Source organism: Pseudomonas sp. 58(2021) (genome assembly GCF_017491585.1).
In the GTDB taxonomy this organism is placed as follows: domain Bacteria; phylum Pseudomonadota; class Gammaproteobacteria; order Pseudomonadales; family Pseudomonadaceae; genus Aquipseudomonas; species Aquipseudomonas fluorescens_BT.
Window position 1 is genome coordinate 111,011 of the sequence record NZ_JAFGYZ010000006.1, and the last position, 22,580, is coordinate 133,590.

Here is a 22,580-nt window from a genome sequence, read left to right on the forward strand (position 1 = left end):
GGCCATCGCCAGCCCTCGCGATAAAGCGCACCGATCAACTATGATCGGTGCGTGTCTGTTCTTTTCTTTATCGAGCCTTATCCATGAATCAGAACGCTGAATATTCCGCGGTCAACGATGCTGTGCGCGGGCAGTTTTTTCGCAAGGTGTGGGCCATGACCACGCCTTACTGGCGCAGCGAAGAGAAGGGCAAGGCCTGGACATTGCTGATGGCCGTGATTGCGCTTTCGCTGTTCAGCGTGGCGATCTCGGTGTGGATCAACAGTTGGTACAAGGATTTCTACAACGCACTGCAAAAGAAGGATGAGGCGGCGTTCTGGCAACTGATCCTGTATTTCTGCGGTATTGCCACGGTGGCTATCCTCGGCGCGGTGTATCGCCTGTACCTGACGCAGATGCTGACGATCCGCTGGCGGGCATGGCTCACCGAGAACCACTTCAAGCGCTGGCTCGGGCACAAGAATTACTACCAGCTGGAGCAGGGCGGTTATACCGACAACCCTGACCAGCGGATTTCCGAAGACCTCAACACCTTCACCGCCAACACCCTGAGCCTCGGGCTGGGACTGATCCGCACGGTGGTCAGCCTGGTGTCGTTCTCGATCATTCTGTGGGGCGTGTCCGGCAGCATCGAAGTGTTCGGCATCGAAATTCCCGGCTACATGCTCTGGTGTGCGCTGCTGTACGCGGCGGTCGGCAGTTGGTTGACCCACCTGATCGGTCGACGTCTGATCGGCCTGAACAACCAACAACAACGCTTCGAAGCCGACCTGCGTTTCTCCATGGTGCGAGTGCGTGAGAACGCCGAGAGCATCGCCTTGTACAACGGCGAGCCCAACGAAAACCGTCGTCTGAGCAGCCGCTTCGGTCTGGTCTGGCACAACTTCTGGGACATCATGCGGGTGTCCAAGCGCCTGACGTTCTTCACCTCGGGTTATGGCCAGATCGCGATCATTTTTCCGTTCATCGTCGCGGCACCGCGCTACCTGGCAGGCAAGATCGAGCTGGGCGAGCTGATGCAGATCAACTCGGCGTTCGGCAATGTGCAGGAGAACTTCAGCTGGTTCATCAGCGCGTATTCGGATCTGGCGGCCTGGCGCGCCACTTGTGATCGTCTGCTGAGCTTCCGTCAGGCCATGAGTGAAAACGAAGACCGGGCACCGGCCATCGATGTGCAGAATCAGGGCAGCGAATTGAAGGTACACAACCTCGGGCTCGATCTGGCCGATGGTCGTCATTTGCTGACCAGCGCCCACATGACCGTGGAGGCGGGCGACCGGGTAATGCTCAGCGGCCGCTCCGGCAGCGGCAAGTCGACGCTGTTGCGGGCGATGGGGCATCTGTGGCCGGCAGGGCACGGCAGTATCCGCTTGCCGGCGGCACGTTATTTGTTCCTGCCGCAAAAGCCGTATTTGCCGATCGGCACACTGCGCGAAGCCTTGAACTATCCACAACCGGGCGATACCTACGCGCCAGAGCGTTATGCACAAGTGCTGGAAACCTGCCGTCTGCCGCATCTGGTGGCGCGACTGGACGAAGCCAATCACTGGCAGCGCATGCTCTCGCCGGGTGAGCAGCAACGACTGGCCTTTGCTCGTGCGCTGCTCTACGCACCGCACTGGCTGTACATGGACGAAGCGACGTCGGCGATGGACGAAGAAGACGAGGCCACGCTGTATCAGGCGCTGATCGATCAGTTGCCGGGCTTGAGCATCGTCAGCGTCGGCCACCGCAGCAGCCTCAAGCGCTTCCATCCACGGCACGTGCGGATCGATGGCGGGCATCTGGTCGAGCAGACCGTCACGGCCTGATGTGCACTGAATCTGTGGGAGCCTGCTCCCACAGAGTACGGTGATCGTACAACCTCCTTGGGCTATGATGCCTCTCTAGCCGAAATTCGAGATAACTCCAGACCATGGAAAACCCGATCGACACCCCGCGCCTCCCTCGCAAGCGCCGCAGCCTGGCACAGGAACTGGTGACGGTGCTGACCGAGCAGATCCGCGACGGTCTGCTCAAGCGTGGCGACAAGTTGCCTACCGAGTCGGCAATCATGGAAGCCCATGGCGTCAGCCGCACCGTAGTGCGCGAGGCGATTTCCCGGCTGCAGGCTGCAGGGCAAGTCGAAACCCGCCACGGCATCGGCACCTTCGTTCTCGACACGCCGAGCCCGAGCGGTTTCCGCATCGACCCAGCCACCGTGGTCACCCTGCGTGACGTACTGGCGATTCTCGAATTCCGTATCAGCCTCGAAGTCGAATCCGCCGGCCTCGCCGCACAACGTCGCAGCGCCGAACAACTGGCCGCCATGCGCGCCGCCCTCGATGCGCTGAACGAAAGCGTGGCCCACGCCAGCGATGCGGTGGCGTCGGATTTCCAGTTCCACCTGCAAATCGCGCTGTCCACCGGCAACCGCTACTTCACCGACATCATGACCCACCTGGGCACCAGCATCATTCCGCGCACGCGGCTGAATTCGGCGCGACTGGCCCATGACGATCAGCAGCACTACATGAATCGCCTGAGCCGCGAGCACGAAGAAATCTACGACGCGATTGCCCGTCAGGATTCCGATGCCGCCCGTGCGGCCATGCGCCTGCACCTGACCAACAGCCGCGAACGGCTGCGTCAGGCGCATGAGGAGGCACAGGCTCAGGGGTGATTGTTACTTATCGTTCGAGTCGAATTGTCAGCAATGGGGACATCAAAGAGTTACCGTTTTGGGTAATTATGTAACGCAAGTTGGCATTGGCACCCGGAACTAGATTTTTCTCAAAGACACTTTTGGGGATGGCGAAGATAACGTGCTTTCCCACCTCGGCTGCGGTCAGTACGTGGGAGCCTTTCCATTCGTTACCGGTCGAAGTCTCTGCCTGCATAGTAATCTCGTCGCCAGCAGCGGCCAGGGGGTAAGGCGGTACATCACCGTGAGCGTCTACTTTCAGTTGGCTAACGTGTAGCACACCGTTCACGGCTTCTTTGAGATCCGGCGCTACCAAGGTTTTGGCTTGTGCAGTCATGATCTAACTCCTTTTCACATCCATTTGAACCGTTGTAAGAGCGCAATTCATGGTGTTGCGCTGATGGAGCCGGTTCGTGAACTCCCAAGTCAGTAAGCCCTAACCAGCCGAACGCTCGCACCTGTCAGAAATGACAGTTGCGATGAGCGGTAGTAGTTGCTCGGTCTTGGGAAGGACTCGAAAGAGCAGGATCAGGACTCGATGTACAGTTTCAGCGGCTCCGAACAAGGCTCCAGACTGGATTCATCGGCAAATTTGTAGCGCAGCTCAACGGTGCTGTTCAGGTACTTTTCCAGCTCGAATCTCGGGATGCTCAACTCGATTCCGGTCAGGCCGACCATGTCATCCAATCCGTCATCCCAGACGCCGGTCGGCTCCGACAAACCCTGCCATTCAGGCTCTTCCGGGTCCTCGCCGAGGATCGGGTACACATCCCAGTTCGGCGGGGTGCTCTGGCCATCGGGTACCTGAACGATCAAATCGTCATCCAGAGTCGACAACCGCAGGATGATCGAGTCGCTGGCGTGATCGGGGAATTGCGGAAGGTGTGCAGCGGCAAACGTCATGCTTCGTTCTCCTTGAAAGATCTGCCGCGATCCTTCGCGGCAGTCGTCGCACTTTACCCGGCGAATCGGTGAGGCGCGCCGGGGCAATCTTGTCCGGGCATTTCAGCTCTGGGGCAGAATCGAACGATCGACCCTGACCGCCAGTTTGCCCACGCCGGGCCTGACGTCGAACGTTGCCTGGCCCTGAGCGTCCACCGACGCCCGGGCGATAGCCACGCCGTCGCGCAGCAATTGCAGCGGCGCACCTTTCATCGATTGGCCCGAGGCCAGTTCCAGTTTCAATTTGAGGGTCATCGAATCGCTCCTTAATTCGTGTTGCCGGTCGGGTGATAGTCCTTGAGCAGCAGGTAAGTGCTCCAGCCCCACCAGTCGTCGACGGTGGCGGTATCGTTGAGGTTGTTGACGTCCTTGCGCCGCAGGACTTTGTTGTCCTGGACGCGGAACAGGGGCGAGAAGTTGTTGGCCGGATTCATCACGAAAGTCAGATCCGGCAACCGTTGCAGCGCGTTGAAAGTGGTCGGCACGTTGCCGCTGGAATACGCGGCATACACCTCGTCCGCCGAATCCTGCACTGCCTGATTCACCTGATTTCGGTTGTCGGCGTCCGTGGCATCGAAGTAGCGCTTGTCACCGAATGCCCGCCATTGCTCGCCATGTCCATTGCGCACCTTGAGCCCGAACTTGCTGTCTTCGTCGTGCATGAAGCGGGTGATGAGCGAGCCCAGATCACTCGGCGTCACGGCGGCTGCCATGGCTTTGCGTGGCACCCGCAAATGCCCGGAGGAGAACAGGTCGGTGAGGTAGTGGTCGGCAAATGCGTTCATCGCGTAGGCCCGTTCCAGTTGCAGTTCGTCCTGACTGGCGTGGGCGGCTGCGGCGGTTTGCAGGGCGGCAGTGTGGCCGGCGATGTAGGCCAGGCGAGCCCATTCGCCGAAGTGGTCGGCGTTGTTCGCCGCCAGTTTCAGATAGCGACCGAGCGGGAACAGCGCCGAGACAAAACTGCCGCCGCCAGTGATCTTGTTCCACTCTTCCGACAACGTATCTCCTAAAGCGTCATAAGCCTCGTGGGGTTGCTTGCCATCCTTGATCGCCTGTTTAACCGCGTCGATCTCCTTTTGCATGATCGCGAGAACCTGTGTCGCTTCGGCCTTTGAAGCGGGCAACGCGGCGAGGCTGTCGAAGGCCGCCGTGTAGCGCTGAAGGCGATCAGCCGGGGTCGATCCTTCGTTGATCGGCCGGTCGACGATTCCGTAGAAGTCACCGCCCAGCGCCAGCACCTGGCCGTAGGTCAGCGCTAACCCGTTCGGCAAATGCAAAGGCACGTTTTGCGCGAGCACTGGCTCGGCACCTTCAACGAAGCGCAGCCGGGTGTTATCGCCGACAGCCGTGTGTTCCGCGCCTTCAAAGCGCAGCGGCGGTTTGCCTTTCATGGCTTTGCCGGGCAGGGCGAGGGCGGGTTCGACATCACTGTGGGAGTCGGCGATGTGCAGTAACAGGTGTGGGTTATCAGCACTGAATGCGATGCCGCCGGGGGCAAAAAGATCATCGAAACGGGCGATGACCGGTGTGGGTTTTTCAAGGCATTGGGTTTGTAGACCGGACATTTCTTTCTCCTTGATATGTCGTCGGCAGGTTTTTATTTAACTGTATGTATATACAGTGAAATCCAGCCTAGTCGAGAAATCTCCTACGTCAAAAAGAAATTTTGTCCGACAAAAAATGCCCCCCAGCGATGAAATGCAGTTGACGGTTATCTTTTAAGTTGTACGATGACCTACAACTTCGGCGAAGGCTGAACGGTCCACTCACAAAAAACGTTGTTACCAGGGTGTTCGAATAATGAATCCACAAGAACTGAAGTCCATCCTCTCCGCCGGCCTGCTCTCGTTCCCGGTGACCGATTTCAATGCTCAGGGCGATTTCAATCGCGCTGGCTACATCAAACGCCTGGAATGGCTGGCCCCGTATGGTGCTTCAGCCCTGTTCGCCGCCGGTGGCACCGGTGAGTTCTTCTCCCTGGCTGCCAGCGAATACTCGGAAATCATCAAGACTGCCGTCGACACCTGCGCCAGCAGCGTGCCAATCCTCGCCGGTGTCGGTGGTTCGACCCGCCAGGCCATCGAATACGCACAGGAAGCCGAGCGTCTGGGCGCCAAAGGCCTGCTGTTGCTGCCGCACTACCTGACCGAAGCCAGCCAGGACGGCGTAGCGGCCCACGTTGAAGCGGTGTGCAAATCGGTCAACATCGGTGTGGTGGTCTACAACCGCAACGTCTGCCGCCTGACCGCGCCGCTGCTGGAACGCCTGGCCGAGCGCTGCCCGAACCTGATCGGTTACAAGGACGGTCTGGGCGATATCGAACTGATGGTGTCGATCCGTCGTCGCCTCGGCGATCGCTTCAGCTACCTCGGTGGTCTGCCGACCGCCGAAGTCTACGCCGCGGCCTACAAGGCCCTGGGCGTGCCGGTCTACTCGTCGGCGGTGTTCAACTTCATCCCGAAAACCGCGATGGACTTCTACCACGCGATTGCCCGCGAAGATCACGCCACCGTCGGCAAGATCATCGACGACTTCTTCCTGCCGTACCTGGACATCCGCAACCGCAAGGCCGGTTATGCCGTGAGCATCGTCAAGGCCGGCGCCAAAATCGCCGGCTATGACGCAGGCCCGGTGCGGGCGCCGCTGACCGACCTGACCCGCGAAGAGTACGAGATGCTCGCCGCGCTGATCGACAAGCAAGGTGCGCAGTAACCCAACTCTATAAACGAGGCCGCTGAGCAATCAGCGGCCTTTTGCGTCAGGAGAATGATTCGTGACCAAGCGCTATGACAACTACATCAACGGTGAATGGGTCGCCGGCAACGATTACTCGGTCAACATCAACCCGTCCGAGCTGAGCGACACCATCGGCGATTACGCCAAGGCTGACCTGGCTCAGGTCAACGCCGCCATCGACGCCGCTCGCGCCGCGTTCCCGGCGTGGTCGACTTCGGGCATTCAGGCCCGCCACGACTCGCTCGATAAAGTCGGCACCGAAATCCTCGCCCGCCGCGAAGAGCTCGGTACCCTGCTGGCCCGGGAAGAGGGCAAGACCCTGCCCGAAGCCATCGGCGAAGTGACCCGCGCCGGCAACATCTTCAAGTTCTTCGCCGGTGAGTGCCTGCGTCTGTCCGGCGACTATGTGCCGTCGGTGCGCCCGGGCGTCAACGTCGAAGTCACCCGCGAAGCCCTCGGCGTGGTCGGCCTGATCACCCCGTGGAATTTCCCGATTGCGATTCCGTCGTGGAAAATCGCCCCGGCCCTGGCCTACGGCAACTGCGTGGTGTTGAAACCGGCAGATCTGGTGCCGGGTTGCGCCTGGGCGCTGGCCGAAATCATCTCCCGCGCAGGCTTCCCGGCCGGCGTGTTCAACCTGGTGATGGGCAGCGGTCGTGTGGTCGGTGAAGCGCTGGTCAGCAGTCCGAAAGTCGACGGCATCAGCTTTACCGGTTCCGTCGGTGTGGGCCGTCAGATCGCGGTCAATTGCGTGTCGCGCCAAGCCAAGGTTCAGTTGGAGATGGGCGGCAAGAATCCGCAGATCATTCTCGACGACGCCGACCTCAAGCAGGCGGTCGAGCTGTCGGTGCAGAGCGCGTTCTACTCCACGGGTCAACGTTGCACGGCATCGAGCCGACTGATCGTCACCGCCGGGATTCACGACAAGTTCGTCGAGGCCATGGCCGAGCGCATGAAGTCGATCAAGGTCGGTCACGCGCTGAAGGCCGGCACCGACATCGGTCCGGTGGTCTCGCAAGCACAGCTTGAACAAGACCTGAAGTACATCGACATCGGTCAGTCCGAAGGAGCGCGCGTAGTCAGCGGCGGCGGTCTGGTGACCTGCGACACCGAGGGTTACTTCCTTGCGCCGACCCTGTTTGCCGACAGCGAAGCGTCGATGCGCATCAGCCGCGAAGAGATCTTCGGCCCGGTGGCCAACATCGTTCGCGTGGCCGATTACGAGGCTGCACTGGCCATGGCCAACGACACTGAATTCGGTCTGTCGGCGGGCATCGCCACCACATCGCTGAAGTACGCCAACCACTTCAAGCGTCATTCCCAGGCCGGGATGGTGATGGTCAACCTGCCGACCGCCGGTGTCGATTACCACGTTCCGTTCGGGGGCCGTAAGGGTTCATCCTATGGCTCACGTGAGCAAGGCCGCTATGCGCAAGAGTTCTACACGGTCGTGAAGACCAGCTACATCGGTTCCTGATCCACGCAATACCTGTGGGAGCTGGCTTGCCAGCGATGCTATCACCTCGGTTTTCAGTCACACCGCAGTGATGCCATCGCTGGCAAGCCAGCTCCCACAAAGACCAAAGAAGATCCACCCGCGCATAAAAATAATCAGTGGGAGTACATCTACATGCAATCGTCCAAGCCGACTCACGTCCGCTATTTGATCTTGCTCATGCTGTTTCTGGTGACCACGATCAACTACGCCGACCGCGCCACTATCGCGATCGCCGGTTCCAGTTTGCAAAAAGACCTCGGCATCGACGCGGTCACCCTCGGCTACATCTTCTCTGCTTTCGGTTGGGCCTACGTGGCCGGGCAAATTCCCGGCGGCTGGCTGCTCGATCGCTTCGGCTCGAAAAAAGTCTATGCCCTGAGCATTTTCACCTGGTCGCTGTTCACCGTGCTGCAAGGCTTCGTCGGTGAGTTCGGCATGTCCACGGCCATCGTCGCGCTGTTCATGCTGCGCTTTCTGGTCGGTCTGGCCGAAGCGCCATCGTTCCCCGGCAACGCACGCATTGTGGCGGCCTGGTTCCCGACTGCCGAACGCGGTACCGCTTCGGCGATTTTCAACTCGGCGCAATACTTTGCCACCGTGCTGTTCGCTCCGCTGATGGGCTGGATCGTCTATGCCTTTGGCTGGGAACACGTGTTCATTGTCATGGGCGTGTTCGGCATCCTGTTCTCGCTGATCTGGCTGAAGGTTATCCACAGCCCGCGTCAGCACCCGATGGCCAACGAAGCGGAAGTGAAGTTCATCGCCGACAACGGCGGTATGGTCGACATGGACCAGAAGCAAGGCAAAAAGGCTGACGGCCCGAAGTGGGATTACATCCGTCAGTTGCTGACCAACCGCATGATGCTCGGCGTGTATCTGGGCCAGTACTGCATCAACGGTATCACCTATTTCTTCCTGACCTGGTTCCCGGTGTACCTGGTGCAGGAGCGCGGCATGACCATCCTCAAGGCCGGTTTCATCGCCTCGTTGCCGGCGATCTGCGGCTTTATCGGCGGTGTCCTTGGCGGGGTGATTTCCGATTACCTGCTGCGCAAGGGCCATTCGCTGACCTTCGCTCGCAAGGCGCCGATCATTGCCGGCCTGCTGGTCTCCAGCAGCATCGTCGCGTGCAACTATGTTGAAGTGGAATGGATGGTGGTCGGTTTCATGGCCCTGGCCTTCTTCGGCAAAGGCGTGGGCGCGCTGGGCTGGGCGGTGGTCTCCGACACCTCGCCGAAACAGATCGCCGGTCTGAGCGGTGGCCTGTTCAACACCTTCGGCAACATCGCGTCGATCACCACGCCAATCGTCATCGGCTACATCATCAGCTCCACCGGCTCGTTCAAGTGGGCGCTGGTGTTCGTTGGCGCCAATGCGCTGGTGGCGGTGTTCAGCTACCTGGTGATCGTCGGCCCGATCAAGCGTGTGGTCCTGAAAGAACCGCCAACCAATGGCGGTTCCGAAGCCACCGGTAAATTGTCTCAAGCGCATTCCTGAGGAGCGGCGCCATGCAGTTGATTGAACATTCCGACTCGCCGCGCTACATCCGCCTGCACGAGCGGGACAACGTAGTGGTTGTGGTCAATGACCAGGGCGTGCCGGCCGGCACCGCATTCACCGATGGCCTGGTGACGGTGGATTTTGTGCCGCAGAGTCACAAGGTCAGCCTCGTGGACATCCCCGAGGGTGGTACGGTGATTCGCTACGGCCAGATCATTGGCTACGCCTTGCAGCCGATTCCCCGTGGCAGTTGGGTCAAGGAAGATCAACTGCGCATGCCGACCGCGCCACCGCTGGACAGCCTGCCGCTGTCCACCGATGTGCCGGCCGCCCAGGCGCCGCTGGAGGGCTTCACGTTCGAGGGTTATCGCAACGCCGACGGCACCGTCGGCACGCGTAACATCCTCGGGATCACCACCACCGTGCAATGCGTCACCGGGGTGCTGGATCACGCGGTAAAACGCATCAAGGATGAACTGTTGCCGAAGTACCCCCACGTCGATGATGTGGTGGCGCTGACCCACAGTTACGGTTGCGGCGTGGCCATTACGGCCACCGACGCCTACATCCCGATCCGCACCGTGCGCAATCTGGCGCGCAACCCGAACCTCGGTGGCGAGGCGCTGGTGATCAGCCTGGGCTGCGAGAAATTGCAGGCCGGGCAGGTGATGCACGAGGACGATGCATCGGTGGACTTGAGCGAGCCATGGCTGTATCGCTTGCAGGATTCCAGTCACGGTTTCACCGAGATGATCGAGCAGATCATGGCGCTGGCCGAAACCCGCCTGAAGAAGCTCGACCTGCGCCGCCGGGAAACCGTGCCGGCGTCCGAACTGATCCTCGGCATGCAGTGCGGCGGCAGCGATGCGTTTTCCGGGATCACCGCCAACCCGGCGCTCGGTTATGCCTCTGACTTGCTGCTGCGGGCAGGGGCGACGGTGATGTTTTCCGAAGTCACTGAAGTGCGTGACGCAATTTACCTGCTGACCTCACGGGCGCAGACCAAAACCGTTGCCGAAGAGCTGGTACGTGAGATGGACTGGTACGACCGTTACCTGGCCAAGGGCGAGGCGGATCGCAGCGCCAACACCACGCCGGGTAACAAGAAGGGCGGGTTGTCGAACATTGTCGAGAAGTCGTTGGGCTCGATCGTCAAATCCGGCAGTAGCGCCATCAGCGGTGTGCTTGGCCCCGGGGAGCGGTTCAAGCAGAAGGGTTTGATCTTCTGTGCGACGCCAGCGAGTGATTTTGTCTGCGGTACGTTGCAACTGGCGGCGGGGATGAACCTGCACGTGTTCACTACCGGGCGTGGTACGCCTTATGGTCTGGCCATGGCGCCGGTGGTCAAGGTGTCGACCCGTACCGAGCTGGCGCAGCGCTGGCCGGATCTGATCGACATCGATGCCGGGCGGATTGCTACCGGACGGGCGAGCATCGAGGAATTGGGCTGGGAGTTGTTCCACTACTACCTGGATGTGGCGAGCGGCAAGCAGCAGACGTGGGCGGAGAAGCACAAGCTGCACAACGACATTACGTTGTTCAATCCGGCGCCGATCACCTGAGTCTGTTGATCGTTCCCACGCATGGCGTGGGAACGAACGGGGTGAAAGTGGCTTATCATTAGCCCCCTGACGACGCTCACCTCCAAGGCTCCCCGGCATGCTGGCAATCTTCCTCGAAACCCTGAACATCACCGCGCCGGTGTTTGCCATGCTGTTTCTGGGGGTGTTGCTCAAGCGCATTGACTGGATCAACGACAACTTCATCCACACAGCCTCTTCACTGGTATTCAACGTCAGCATGCCGGCGCTGCTGTTTCTCGGCATCCTTCATGCCGACCTGCACGCCGCGCTGCAACCGGCGCTGCTGATCTACTTCGCCCTCGCCACGCTGGCCAGTTTTGCCCTGGCCTGGGGCTGGGCGATTCTCCGCTGCCCGCGGGAAGATCGCGGCATCTACACCCAGGGCGCGTTTCGCGGCAACAACGGGGTCATCGGGCTGGCGCTGGCGGCGAGCATGTATGGCGACTACGGGATTTCCCTCGGGGCGATTCTCGCGGCGCTGGTGATTCTCTTCTACAACACCCTGTCGACCATCGTGCTGGCGGTCTACAGCCCGGTGATCAAGTCCGACCCGTGGAGCATCTGCAAAAGCGTGTTCAGCAATCCGCTGATCATCAGCGTGATCGCGGCGGCACCGTTTGCCTGGTTCAAGATCGGTCTGCCGGGATGGCTGGAAACGTCCGGCCAGTACCTGGCGCAAACCACGCTGCCGCTGGCCCTGATCTGCATTGGCGGTACGCTGTCGCTGGCGGCGCTGCGCAAGAGCGGCAACATGGCGCTCAGTTCGAGTCTGGTGAAGATGGTCGGTCTGCCGGTGTTCGCCACGCTAGGTGCTTGGCTGTGGGGCTTTCGCGGGGCGGAGCTGGGGATTCTGTTTCTCTACTTCGGCAGCCCGACGGCGGCCGCCAGTTTTGTCATGGCCCGGGCGGCCCAGGGTAACCATGAACTGGCGGCGGCGATCATTGTGTTGACCACGTTGATGGCGGCAGTGACCACCAACGTCGGGATCTTTCTGTTGCAATGGGGCGGATGGATCTAGCCTGAGACCGGGTTTGAACGTTCGGGCCTCTTCGCGAGCAAGCCCGCTCCCACATTGGATCTGTGGCGATCACAAATCCCCTGCGGGAGCGGGCTTGCTCGTGAAGGGAGCAGATCTGTCACTCAGGTTTCTGATAGGTGTCGATGACTTCCTGCGCCGCCCGAAACGCATCGATCGCCGCCGGCACCCCGGCGTACACCGCGCAATGCAGCAGCGCCTCACGGATCTCGTCGACCGTGCAACCGTTGTTCAGCGCGCCGCGCACGTGGCCCTTCAACTCTTGAGGGCACTTCAACGCGGTCAGCGCGGCGAGGGTAATCAGGCTGCGGGTCTTCAGCGGCAAACCTTCGCGATTCCACACACCGCCCCAGGCGTGTTCGTTGACGAAATCCTGCAAGGGTTGGGTGAACTCGGTGGCATTGCCCAGTGCGCGGTCGACAAACGCGTCGCCCATTACCTGACGGCGGACTTCAACCCCGGATTTCTTCGATTCGGTCATGGCACATCCCTCTTGTGGTGTTGGCGGCGCCAGGCGCGTACGGACGTGAAAAACAGAAACGTCAGCAGTGTCGGCAGCACATAAAACAGCATCAACCGTTCAAGCTTGCCGGCCAGTGGCATGCCGGTGGTGAACGACACCACGTGCAGCCCGTACGCCAGGTACAAGCCGAGCAGCAACAGGCCTTCGGCGCGGGTCACGCGATAGCCGGAGTAGAACACCGGCAGGCACAGCGTGGCCACGCCCAGCATCACCGGCAGGTCGAAACCCAGCGCGTTCGGCGACACTGACAGGGGCGTTGGCGCGATCAACGCGGTAACGCCGAGCACACCGAGCAGGTTGAACAGGTTGGCGCCGATCACGTTGCCCACGGCAATGTCGCGCTGCCCGCGCAGGGCGGCGATCAGTGAGGTGGCGAGTTCAGGCAGCGAGGTACCGACCGCGACCACGGTCAGGCCGATGACTCGCTCGGAAAAGCCCAGATCCGTGGCCACTGCGACAGCGGCGCCCAGCAGCAGATGTCCGGCGAATACCAGCATGGCCAACCCGGCGACGATCATCAGCAGGCTGGTGAACCAAGGCGCTGGCTGAGTTTGAGGATGACCGGAATGTGGCCGGGCCGAGTGGCGCGACTGGCGCAACAGCAAACCGAGGTACAACCCCAGGGCCGCCAGCAGCAGGATGCCGTCGAATCGGCCGATCTCTTCGTTCCAGGCCAGCACGAACACCAGCAGGCTGGCGCCGATCATCAACGGGATGTCGAGGCGTACCAGTTGCCGTGAGACGCGCAATGGAATGATCAGCGCCGACAGGCCGAGGGTTACGAGGATGTTGAAAATGCTGCTGCCGATCACGCTGCCGACCGCGATGTCGGGATTGTGCGTCAGGGTTGCCTGCAGACTGACCGCCATTTGCGGGGCGCTGCTGCCGAGGGCGACGATGGTCAGACCGATGATCAGCGGCCGTACATGCAGCCGCGCGGCCAGGCGCACGGCGGCGCGTACCATCAGTTCGGCACCGGCGATCAGCAGGAACAATCCGCAGAGCAGCTCAATCACTTTGATCAGCGGTAAATCGGTCAGTCCAAAAATGGTGGACGCTCCGTCAGTCGTCGAGGGCCTGCACGCGAACCCGCGCCGTGCCGCTGCCAATCATGCCGAGGCGTTCGGCGGCTTCCCGTGAAACATCGATGATGCGCCCACGGGTGTGCGGCCCGCGGTCGTTGATACGCACCACGCAGGATTTGTCGTTTTTCAGGTTGGTGACCTTCACCCGCGTGCCGAACGGCAACTGGCGATGGGCGGCGGTCAGGGAATTCTGGTTGAACGCTTCGCCGCTGGCGGTGCGTTTACCGTGGTGTTTGGCACCGTAATAGGAGGCGACGCCGGTCTGGTCGTAACCGTGCGGGTCGATGACATCGGTGCTGGCGCAACCGGCCAGCAAGGAGAGCAGGGCGCAAAGGCTGAACAGACGCTTCATTCAAGAGGTCCCGAAAACAAATGTGGGAGCGGCGGTTCGGCGCTCCGACTTGCTCGCGAAGGGGGGCTCACATTCAACATATCTGCTGACTGTTACGCCGCTTTCGCGAGCAAGCGCCGAACCGCCACTCCCACAGGGAGTGGAGCCAGATTTGCAGGCTGGCTCCATTTACATCAGCCTTCGAGCTTGCTTTTGAGCAGTTCGTTCACTTGCTGCGGGTTGGCCTTGCCCTTGGAGGCTTTCATGGCCTGACCGACGAAGAAACCGAACATCTTGCCGCGCTTGGCTTCGTCTGCCGCACGGTATTGCTCGACCTGCTCGGCGTTGGCCGCGAGCATTTCGTCCAGCACCGCCGAGATCGCGCCGCTGTCGGTCACCTGCTTCAGGCCGCGCTTTTCGATGATCTCGTCTGCGCTGCCTTCGCCGTTGGCCATCGCTTCGAACACCACTTTGGCAATCTTGCCGGAGATGGTGTTGTCCTTGATGCGCTGCAGCATGCCGCCCAACTGCTCGGCCGAAACCGGCGAATTCTCGATATCCAGGTTCTGCTTGTTGAGCAGGCTGCCCAACTCGACCATTACCCAGTTCGCCGCCAGTTTGGCGTCGCCGCCGATGCTTGCGACTTTTTCGAAGTAGTCTGCCTGTTCACGGCTGGTGGCCAGCACGTTGGCGTCGTAGGCCGACAGACCGAAGGCACTCTGGAAGCGCTCGCGTTTCTGCGGTGGCAGCTCCGGCAGGGTGGCGCGTACGTCATTGAGGAACGAGTCCTCGATGACCACCGGCAGCAGGTCCGGATCGGGGAAGTAACGGTAGTCGTTGGCTTCTTCCTTGCTGCGCATCGGACGGGTCTCGTCCTTGTTCGGATCGTACAGACGGGTCTGCTGGATCACTTTGCCGCCGTCTTCGATCAGGTCGATCTGACGCTGGATCTCGGAGTTGATCGCCTTCTCGATGAAACGGAACGAGTTGACGTTTTTGATCTCGCAGCGAGTGCCGAACTCGACCTGGCCTTTCGGACGCACCGACACGTTGCAGTCGCAACGCAGCGAGCCTTCGGCCATGTTGCCGTCGCAGATGCCCAGGTAACGCACCAGCGCGTGGATCGCCTTGACGTAGGCCACGGCTTCCTTGGCGCTGCGCATGTCCGGTTCGGACACGATTTCCAGCAGCGGCGTGCCGGCACGGTTCAGGTCGATGCCGGTGGCACCGCTGAATTCTTCGTGCAGGCTCTTGCCGGCGTCTTCTTCCAGGTGCGCGCGGGTGATGCCGACGCGTTTGACCGTGCCGTCTTCCAGGGCGATGTCCAGGTGCCCCTTGCCGACGATCGGCAATTCCATCTGGCTGATCTGGTAGCCCTTCGGCAGGTCCGGGTAGAAGTAGTTCTTGCGGGCGAACACGTTGTGCTGACCGATCTCGGCGTCAATCGCCAGACCGAACATCACTGCCATGCGCACCGCTTCCTGGTTGAGCACCGGCAACACGCCGGGCATGCCCAGGTCGATCAGGCTGGCCTGGGTGTTCGGCTCGGAACCGAACTGGGTGGAACTACCGGAAAAGATTTTCGACCGGGTGGTGAGCTGGGTGTGAATCTCCAGCCCGATCACGACTTCCCATTGCATGTGTGTCTCCTCAGAAGCCGGTTGGGGTGCGGGTGTGCCAGTCAGTGTTCAACTGATACTGGTGCGCAACGTTGAGCAAACGGCCTTCCTGGAAATACGGAGCGAGCAGTTGCACGCCGACCGGCAGGCCGTCGACGAAACCGGCCGGCATCGACAGGCCCGGCAGGCCCGCGAGGTTGGCGGTGATGGTGTAGACGTCTTCCAGGTAGGCAGCGACCGGGTCGCTGTTCTTGGCGCCGAGTTTCCAGGCCGGGTTCGGCGTGGTCGGGCCGAGGATGATGTCGACTTCATTAAATGCCGTCATGAAGTCGTTTTTCACCAGGCGACGGATCTTCTGCGCTTTCAGGTAGTAGGCGTCGTAGTAACCGGCGGACAGCGCGTAGGCACCGACCATGATCCGGCGCTGTACTTCAGGCCCGAAGCCTTCGCCACGGGAGCGCTTGTACAGATCTTCCAGGTTCTTCGGGTCTGCGCAGCGGTGGCCGAAGCGCACGCCGTCGAAACGCGACAGGTTGGAAGAAGCTTCCGCCGGGGCGATTACGTAGTACGCAGGAATCGCGTGCTGCATGTTCGGCAGGCTGATGTCCTTGATCACGGCACCGAGTTTCTGCAGCTCTTTGATGCTGTTCTGGATCAGGTCGGCGATGCGCGGGTCGAGACCGGCACCGAAGTATTCCTTCGGCACGCCGATGCGCAGGCCTTGAAGCGAGCCATTCAGACCGGCGGCGTAGTCCGGCACTGGCTCATCGATGCTGGTGGAGTCGTTCGGATCGAAGCCGGCCATACCTTGCAACAAAATCGCGCAGTCTTCGGCGGTGCGAGCCAGTGGGCCGCCCTGATCGAGGCTGGAGGCGTAAGCGATCATGCCCCAGCGCGAAACACGACCGTAGGTCGGTTTCAGGCCGGTGAGGTTGGTGAACGCGGCCGGTTGGCGGATCGAGCCGCCGGTGTCGGTGGCGGTAGCCGCAGGCAACAGACGAGCGGCAACTGCCGCCGCCGAACCACCGGACGAACCGCCCGGCACGTGTTCCAGGTTCCACGGGTTTTTCACCGCGCCGTACCAGCTCGACTCACTGGCCGAGCCCATGGCGAATTCGTCCATGTTGGTCTTGCCCAGGGTCACGGTGCCCGCGGCGGCCAGCTTCGACACCACGGTGGCGTCGTACGGGGCCTTGAAGTTGTCGAGCATCTTCGAGCCGCAGCTGGTGCGGATGCCCTGGGTGCAGAACAGGTCCTTGTGGGCGATCGGTGCGCCGAGCAGGGCGCCGCTCTCACCGTTGGCCCGGCGCGCGTCGGCGGCTTTCGCCTGCTTGAGGGCCAGCTCTTCAGTGAGGCTGATGAAACTGTTGATCTGCGGGTCGAGCTGGGTAATGCGCGCCAGCAGGACCTTGGTCAGTTCTTCGGAAGAAAACTTTTTATCGGCGAGACCGCGGGCGATCTCGGCCAGAGTCATTTGATGCATTGCAGGCTCTTTCCCTTTAGTCGATGACTTTCGGAACCAGGTACAGGCCGTTTTCGACCGCTGGTGCGATGGACTGATAAGCCTCGCGGTGATTGCTTTCGGTCACGACGTCGGCGCGCAGGCGCTGACTGGCTTCCAGCGGGTGGGCCAGCGGCTCGATACCGTCGGTATTGACCGCCTGCATTTCGTCGACCAGCCCGAGAATGCTGTTGAGGGCCGAAGTGATTTGTGGAAGATCGGCGTCATTGAGGCCAAGGCTGGCCAGATGAGCGATTTTTTCCACGTCGGAGCGTTCTAGCGCCATCGGGTTTCTCCAGTGGAAAACAGGACGGACGGCGTCCGTGTGTTAGATTGTCGGAACACTACCGCACTTCTACGGTCATAAGGCCGCGATTGTGGGGCTTGGTGCACAGAAAAGCGGCCAATTTAACATATTGGCGCCTTGCCCAAAATCCCTGTCGTTGTTAGAGTTTGCCGCACTTTTTTACCCACGCGTTGCCTAGGGTCCCTTTCCCATGTTCAAGAAACTGCGTGGCATGTTTTCCAGCGATCTTTCCATTGACCTGGGCACTGCCAACACCCTTATTTACGTGCGCGAGCGCGGTATCGTCCTGAATGAGCCATCGGTTGTGGCCATTCGGACACACGGTAACCAGAAAAGTGTCGTTGCTGTCGGCACCGAGGCCAAGCGCATGCTCGGCCGTACGCCGGGCAACATTGCTGCCATTCGTCCGATGAAGGACGGTGTGATCGCCGACTTCAGCGTCTGCGAAAAGATGCTGCAATACTTTATCAACAAGGTTCACGAAAACAGCTTTCTGCAGCCCAGCCCTCGTGTGCTGATCTGCGTTCCATGCAAGTCCACCCAGGTTGAGCGTCGCGCCATCCGTGAATCGGCCCTTGGCGCCGGTGCCCGTGAAGTATTCCTGATCGAAGAGCCGATGGCTGCTGCGATCGGTGCCGGCCTGCCGGTTGAGGAAGCGCGCGGTTCGATGGTCGTGGATATCGGTGGCGGTACCACCGAAATCGCACTGATCTCCCTGAACGGTGTGGTCTATGCCGAATCCGTCCGCGTTGGCGGCGACCGCTTCGACGAAGCGATCATCACCTACGTGCGCCGCAACTACGGCAGCCTGATCGGCGAATCCACCGCCGAGCGCATCAAGCAGGAAATCGGCACGGCCTACCCGGGCGGCGAAGTGCGCGAAGTCGACGTTCGCGGTCGCAACCTGGCCGAAGGCGTTCCACGCGCATTCACCCTGAACTCCAACGAAGTGCTGGAAGCTCTGCAAGAGTCCCTGGCCACCATCGTTCAGGCCGTGAAAAGCGCCCTGGAGCAATCGCCGCCGGAACTGGCTTCCGATATCGCCGAGCGTGGCCTGGTGCTGACCGGTGGTGGCGCACTGCTGCGTGACCTCGACAAGCTGCTGGCCCAGGAAACCGGTCTGCCGGTGATCGTTGCCGAAGATCCGCTGACCTGTGTTGCCCGCGGCGGTGGCCGTGCACTGGAAATGATGGACAAGCACACCATGGACCTGCTCTCCAGCGAATAAGTCGCCGGGTGCAATACGTGGGTGAGCGCACAGGCAGCACTTTGCAGTGCTGCCTGTTGGCGTTTATCTTCTGTCAGTCTTCATCCAGGCCGGTTTGATGCCGTATGAATAAACAGAACATTTGCCTGGGAGGAGCGGCTTATTAAACCGCTTTTCGCCAAGGGCCCCTCACTGGGCGTGCGCCTGTTGGTGCTGGCCGTGCTGTCGGTCGCACTGATGGTGGTCGATGCCCGTTTCAGCCTGCTCAAGCCTGCCCGCAGCCAGATGTCGCTGGTGCTGATGGACGCTTACTGGATCACAGATCTGCCCGGCAGGCTGTGGGAAGGTGTCGCCAGTCAGTTCGGCAGCCGCACCGAGCTTGTCGCCGAAAACGAAAAACTCAAGACCGAGAACCTGCTGTTGCAGGGGCGCATGCAGAAGCTTGCCGCCCTCACCGAGCAGAACGTTCGTCTGCGTGAGTTGCTCAATTCCTCCGCGCTGGTCAACGAGAAGGTCGAAGTGGCCGAGCTGATCGGCATGGACCCGAACCCCTTCACCCATCGCATCATCATCAATAAAGGTGAGCGCGACGGCGTGGTGCTCGGTCAGCCGGTGCTCGATGCACGTGGCCTGATGGGGCAGGTGGTCGAACTGATGCCGTACACCTCCCGTGTATTGCTGCTGACCGACTCGACCCACAGTATTCCTGTGCAGGTGAACCGTAACGGTCTGCGGGCGATTGCCAGCGGCACCGGTAACCCTGAACGTCTGGAACTGCGCCATGTGGCCGATACCGCCGATGTCAAGGAAGGCGATCTGCTGGTCAGCTCCGGCCTGGGTCAGCGCTTCCCGGCCGGCTACCCGGTGGCGACGGTCAAGGAAGTGATCCACGATTCCGGCCAGCCATTTGCCATTGTCCGAGCCGTACCGACTGCCGCCTTGAACCGCAGCCGCTACTTGCTGCTGGTGTTCAGTGACAACCGTACGGCTGAAGAGCGTGCCAACGATGCGGCGCAGGCTCAGGAAAATCTTGATGCATTTGGTGGTGGGCCGGTTGTTCCGGCGACCGTGCCGAAAACGGTGAATACCCAGACTGCGACGCCTGCAGCAACGACGGCCACACCTGCCGCAGCACCCGCCAGCGCCACGCCAGCCAAACCTGCTGCAGGCAAGCCGCCAGCGACGCCGGCCAAACCGCCCGCAGCGGCCAGCAAGCCACCGGCCGCTCAGCCTGCCAGCGCACGGCCGGCCGCCAAACCGCCGGTCACTGCACCGGCCACCACCGGGGGACGAGAATAATGGTCGGTGTCAAAGCCTCCCGAAACGGCTGGATCGTCTGGCTGACCTTTCTGATCGGCATGCTGCTCAGTGTGTCGCCGTTGCCGCAGTTCATGGAAATCCTCCGCCCGCTGTGGCTGGCGTTGCTCCTCGCATTCTGGGCGCTGTACATGCCGCAGATGATCGGCATGGTGACGGCTTTCTGCCTGGGGCTGGCCGAGGACGTGCTCTATGGCACGTTGCTGGGGCAGAACGCCTTGATCCTGACCTTGATCACATTCCTGGTGCTCTCGTTGCAACAGCGCCTGCGGATGTTCCCGATGTGGCAGCAGAGCCTGGTGATCCTGGTGATCTTCGGCCTCGCTCAACTTGTACAGCTCTGGCTCAGCGCCTTGACTGGCAATCGTCAGCCGACCCTGGCGCTGGTCCTGCCGGCGCTGGTCAGTGCCTTGCTCTGGCCCTGGGTCAGCTTCGCTTTGCGCGGATTGCGCCGACGCTACAAAATCAACTGATTCGGTCAGGCATGGGCCCGTACCGGTGCCATGAGGCAGGGCACTCAACAGGGAGATGTTTGGATGAAGCCGCTTTATCTCGCCTCAGGATCGCCGCGTCGGCGTGAGTTGCTCACGCAGATCGGCGTCCCGTTTACCGCCATCAGCGCGGATATCGATGAGACTCCTCTTGCCAATGAATCCCCGTCGGCCTATGTCGAGCGCCTCGCGCGTGGCAAGGCCGAGGCCGGGCGGCGCTCTGTCGTCTGCGACACGCCATTTTGTGTGTTGGGCGCCGACACTGCAGTGGTGCTGGACGGCAAAATTCTTGGCAAACCGGTGGACGAAGCCGACGCATGCGCCATGCTGATGATGTTGTCCGGCAAGGAACACGAAGTGCTCACCGCCATCTCCGTGCTCGACGGGGACCGTTGCGAGTCTCAAGTGGTGCGCAGCCTGGTACGGTTCCGGGCGATCAGCCGTGAAGAAGCCGCGGCCTACTGGGCCAGTGGCGAACCTCGGGACAAGGCCGGCGGTTACGGCATTCAGGGGCTCGGCGCGGTGTTCGTTGCCGGTCTCAACGGCAGTTATTCGGCCGTGGTCGGTTTGCCGGTGTGCGAAAGCGCAGAACTGCTCGGTCATTTCGGCATACCCTGTTGGCAAAAACCGAGTGCGCAGTAACCGTCGAACAGATCAAGATGCGGCCATCATTGTGAACATGCCTGAACGAGACCCTGCCATGAGTGAAGAGATTCTGATCAACATCACGCCGATGGAATCGCGCGTGGCGGTGGTCGAAAACGGTGTGCTGCAAGAAGTGCATGTCGAGCGCACGCAAAAACGCGGGATCGTCGGCAACATCTATAAAGGCAAGGTCGTGCGGGTACTGCCGGGCATGCAGGCGGCATTTGTCGACATCGGCCTGGATCGTGCGGCATTCATTCACGCCTCGGAAATCTCCCTGCGTGAAGGCCCGGCAGTGGAAAGCATCAGCGCGCTGGTGCATGAGGGCCAAAGCCTGGTGGTGCAGGTGACCAAGGACCCGATCGGCTCCAAAGGGGCGCGTCTGACCACTCAGCTGTCGATTCCTTCGCGCTATCTGGTTTACATGCCGCGCACGGCCCACGTTGGCATTTCCCTGAAGATCGAAGACGAAGCCGAACGCGAGCGCTTGAAGCAGGTGGTCAGCGATTGTGTGGCCAAGGAAGGGATCAAGGAGGCGGGCGGCTTCATCCTGCGTACCGCCGCCGAAGGTGCCGGGGCCGATGAGATCCTGATGGACATCCGCTACCTGCGACGCCTGTGGGATCAGATCAACGAGCAGATCAAGACCGTCGGCGCACCGAGTGTGATCTACGAAGACCTCGGCCTGGCCCTGCGCACCCTGCGGGATCTGGTCAGCCCGAAGATCGAGAAGATCCGCATCGACTCCCGGGAAACCTTTCAGAAAACCACGCAGTTTGTCGCCGAACTGATGCCGGAAATCGCCGATCGTCTGGAACACTACCCGGGCGAGCGGCCGATCTTCGACCTGTATGGCGTCGAAGACGAAATCCAGAAGGCCCTTGAGCGCAAGGTGCCGCTGAAGTCCGGCGGTTATCTGGTGGTGGATCCGGCAGAAGCCATGACCACCATCGACGTGAACACCGGGGCGTTCGTCGGACATCGCAACCTCGAAGAAACCATCTTCAAGACCAACCTCGAAGCCGCCACCGCGATTGCCCGGCAGATGCGCCTGCGCAATCTGGGCGGGATCATCATCATCGACTTCATCGACATGGAAGATGAAGAACACCAGCGCCAGGTTCTGCGAACCCTGGAAAAACAGCTGGAGCGCGATCACGCCAAGACCAACATCATCGGCATCACCGAGCTCGGTCTGGTGCAGATGACCCGCAAGCGCACCCGTGAAAGCCTCGAACAGGTACTGTGTGAGCCTTGCAGCAGTTGCCAGGGCCGGGGCAAGCTGAAAACCCCGGAAACCATCTGTTACGAGATCTTCCGCGAGATCCTGCGCGAAGCCCGGGCCTATCAGGCCGAGGGCTACCGCGTGCTGGCGAACCAGAAAGTCGTCGACCGTTTGCTCGATGAAGAATCCGGCAACGTTGCCGAGCTTGAAGGGTTTATCGGCCGCACCATACGCTTCCAGGTGGAAACCATGTATTCCCAGGAACAATATGACGTGGTGCTGCTCTGATCCCCTGCGTCACCTTTTTCCTGAAACGGCTGGCCTCAGCTTTTTGCAGCATTTTTGCCATGG

General features: G+C 60.9%; 22 protein-coding genes. 12 read left to right on the plus strand and 10 right to left on the minus strand.

Annotated elements, in window-relative coordinates; all coding sequences use genetic code 11:
- Window positions 1-83 precede the first annotated feature (83 nt).
- On the plus strand, window positions 84-1,811 hold the full coding sequence (locus J5M72_RS08795) for an ABC transporter ATP-binding protein/permease (protein WP_207865204.1): 1,728 nt from the start codon (window positions 84-86) through the stop codon (window positions 1,809-1,811).
- A 104-nt stretch (window positions 1,812-1,915) separates the two neighbouring features.
- Complete coding sequence (locus tag J5M72_RS08800) at window positions 1,916-2,662, plus strand: FadR/GntR family transcriptional regulator (RefSeq protein WP_207865206.1); 747 nt, start codon at window positions 1,916-1,918, stop codon at window positions 2,660-2,662.
- A gap of 7 nt (window positions 2,663-2,669) precedes the next feature.
- Here the strand turns inward: J5M72_RS08800 and J5M72_RS08805 are convergent, their stop codons facing one another.
- From J5M72_RS08805 to J5M72_RS08820, 4 genes are all read right to left on the minus strand, one after another.
- On the minus strand, window positions 2,670-3,020 hold the full coding sequence (locus J5M72_RS08805) for a hypothetical protein (protein WP_207865208.1): 351 nt from the start codon (window positions 3,018-3,020) through the stop codon (window positions 2,670-2,672).
- A 191-nt stretch (window positions 3,021-3,211) separates the two neighbouring features.
- A complete protein-coding gene (locus J5M72_RS08810) occupies window positions 3,212-3,586 on the minus strand; it encodes a hypothetical protein (RefSeq protein ID WP_207865210.1) in 375 nt (124 codons plus the stop codon).
- A 102-nt stretch (window positions 3,587-3,688) separates the two neighbouring features.
- Window positions 3,689-3,880, minus strand: a complete 192-nt coding sequence (locus J5M72_RS08815) for a hypothetical protein (RefSeq protein WP_207865212.1) — start codon at window positions 3,878-3,880, stop codon at window positions 3,689-3,691.
- A gap of 11 nt (window positions 3,881-3,891) precedes the next feature.
- Entirely contained in the window at window positions 3,892-5,190 is a 1,299-nt protein-coding gene (locus J5M72_RS08820; RefSeq protein ID WP_207865214.1) for a phospholipase, read from the minus strand.
- Window positions 5,191-5,425: 235 nt separating this feature from the next.
- On the opposite strand from J5M72_RS08820, the gene kdgD reads away from it, so the two are divergent.
- The 5 genes from kdgD to J5M72_RS08845 all read left to right on the plus strand — a co-directional run bounded on the left by kdgD (window position 5,426) and on the right by J5M72_RS08845 (window position 11,960).
- Window positions 5,426-6,337 carry a 5-dehydro-4-deoxyglucarate dehydratase gene (kdgD, locus tag J5M72_RS08825; protein ID WP_007953624.1) on the plus strand — a complete coding sequence of 304 codons (912 nt, stop codon included), beginning with the start codon at window positions 5,426-5,428 and terminating at the stop codon, window positions 6,335-6,337.
- A 61-nt stretch (window positions 6,338-6,398) separates the two neighbouring features.
- Window positions 6,399-7,838 carry an aldehyde dehydrogenase family protein gene (locus J5M72_RS08830; protein WP_207865216.1) on the plus strand — a complete coding sequence of 480 codons (1,440 nt, stop codon included), beginning with the start codon at window positions 6,399-6,401 and terminating at the stop codon, window positions 7,836-7,838.
- A gap of 153 nt (window positions 7,839-7,991) precedes the next feature.
- On the plus strand, window positions 7,992-9,356 hold the full coding sequence (locus J5M72_RS08835; protein WP_085711879.1) for an MFS transporter: 1,365 nt from the start codon (window positions 7,992-7,994) through the stop codon (window positions 9,354-9,356).
- Between the two features lie 11 nt (window positions 9,357-9,367).
- A complete protein-coding gene (gene garD / locus J5M72_RS08840; protein ID WP_207865218.1) occupies window positions 9,368-10,921 on the plus strand; it encodes a galactarate dehydratase in 1,554 nt (517 codons plus the stop codon).
- A gap of 97 nt (window positions 10,922-11,018) precedes the next feature.
- Complete coding sequence (locus J5M72_RS08845) at window positions 11,019-11,960, plus strand: AEC family transporter (RefSeq protein ID WP_207865220.1); 942 nt, start codon at window positions 11,019-11,021, stop codon at window positions 11,958-11,960.
- 118 nt (window positions 11,961-12,078) lie between these two features.
- On the opposite strand, the gene J5M72_RS08850 is transcribed toward J5M72_RS08845, so the two are convergent.
- The 6 genes from J5M72_RS08850 to gatC all read right to left on the minus strand — a co-directional run bounded on the left by J5M72_RS08850 (window position 12,079) and on the right by gatC (window position 17,323).
- Entirely contained in the window at window positions 12,079-12,459 is a 381-nt protein-coding gene (locus J5M72_RS08850; RefSeq protein WP_016984177.1) for a carboxymuconolactone decarboxylase family protein, read from the minus strand.
- Window positions 12,456-13,517 (minus strand): calcium/sodium antiporter, encoded by a 1,062-nt coding sequence (locus J5M72_RS08855; RefSeq protein ID WP_207865223.1) that lies wholly within the window; start codon window positions 13,515-13,517, stop codon window positions 12,456-12,458. Before J5M72_RS08855 ends, J5M72_RS08850 begins: the two co-directional genes overlap by 4 nt.
- A 46-nt stretch (window positions 13,518-13,563) precedes the next feature.
- Window positions 13,564-13,938 carry a septal ring lytic transglycosylase RlpA family protein gene (locus tag J5M72_RS08860; RefSeq protein WP_169428854.1) on the minus strand — a complete coding sequence of 125 codons (375 nt, stop codon included), beginning with the start codon at window positions 13,936-13,938 and terminating at the stop codon, window positions 13,564-13,566.
- 173 nt (window positions 13,939-14,111) lie between these two features.
- On the minus strand, window positions 14,112-15,557 hold the full coding sequence (gene gatB, locus J5M72_RS08865) for an Asp-tRNA(Asn)/Glu-tRNA(Gln) amidotransferase subunit GatB (RefSeq protein ID WP_207865225.1): 1,446 nt from the start codon (window positions 15,555-15,557) through the stop codon (window positions 14,112-14,114).
- 10 nt (window positions 15,558-15,567) lie between these two features.
- On the minus strand, window positions 15,568-17,019 hold the full coding sequence (gene gatA, locus J5M72_RS08870; RefSeq protein WP_207865226.1) for an Asp-tRNA(Asn)/Glu-tRNA(Gln) amidotransferase subunit GatA: 1,452 nt from the start codon (window positions 17,017-17,019) through the stop codon (window positions 15,568-15,570).
- A 16-nt stretch (window positions 17,020-17,035) separates the two neighbouring features.
- Window positions 17,036-17,323: an Asp-tRNA(Asn)/Glu-tRNA(Gln) amidotransferase subunit GatC gene (gatC, locus tag J5M72_RS08875; RefSeq protein ID WP_169428857.1), complete on the minus strand. Its 288-nt coding sequence runs from the start codon at window positions 17,321-17,323 to the stop codon at window positions 17,036-17,038.
- A 211-nt stretch (window positions 17,324-17,534) separates the two neighbouring features.
- Between gatC and mreB the strand changes: the two genes are divergently transcribed.
- The 5 genes from mreB (at window position 17,535) to rng (ending at window position 22,517) form a co-directional block, all read left to right on the plus strand.
- A complete protein-coding gene (gene mreB / locus J5M72_RS08880; protein ID WP_002555108.1) occupies window positions 17,535-18,572 on the plus strand; it encodes a rod shape-determining protein MreB in 1,038 nt (345 codons plus the stop codon).
- 141 nt (window positions 18,573-18,713) lie between these two features.
- Window positions 18,714-19,850 (plus strand): rod shape-determining protein MreC, encoded by a 1,137-nt coding sequence (mreC, locus tag J5M72_RS08885; RefSeq protein WP_169432593.1) that lies wholly within the window; start codon window positions 18,714-18,716, stop codon window positions 19,848-19,850.
- Window positions 19,850-20,341 carry a rod shape-determining protein MreD gene (gene mreD / locus J5M72_RS08890; protein ID WP_065260837.1) on the plus strand — a complete coding sequence of 164 codons (492 nt, stop codon included), beginning with the start codon at window positions 19,850-19,852 and terminating at the stop codon, window positions 20,339-20,341. Before mreC ends, mreD begins: the two co-directional genes overlap by 1 nt.
- Window positions 20,342-20,404: 63 nt before the next feature.
- Window positions 20,405-21,001 (plus strand): Maf family protein, encoded by a 597-nt coding sequence (locus J5M72_RS08895; RefSeq protein WP_169428858.1) that lies wholly within the window; start codon window positions 20,405-20,407, stop codon window positions 20,999-21,001.
- Window positions 21,002-21,059: 58 nt separating this feature from the next.
- The gene (gene rng / locus J5M72_RS08900; protein ID WP_169428859.1) at window positions 21,060-22,517 is read left to right on the plus strand and encodes a ribonuclease G; all 1,458 of its coding nucleotides are present in this window, start codon (window positions 21,060-21,062) and stop codon (window positions 22,515-22,517) included.
- Window positions 22,518-22,580 lie beyond the last annotated feature (63 nt).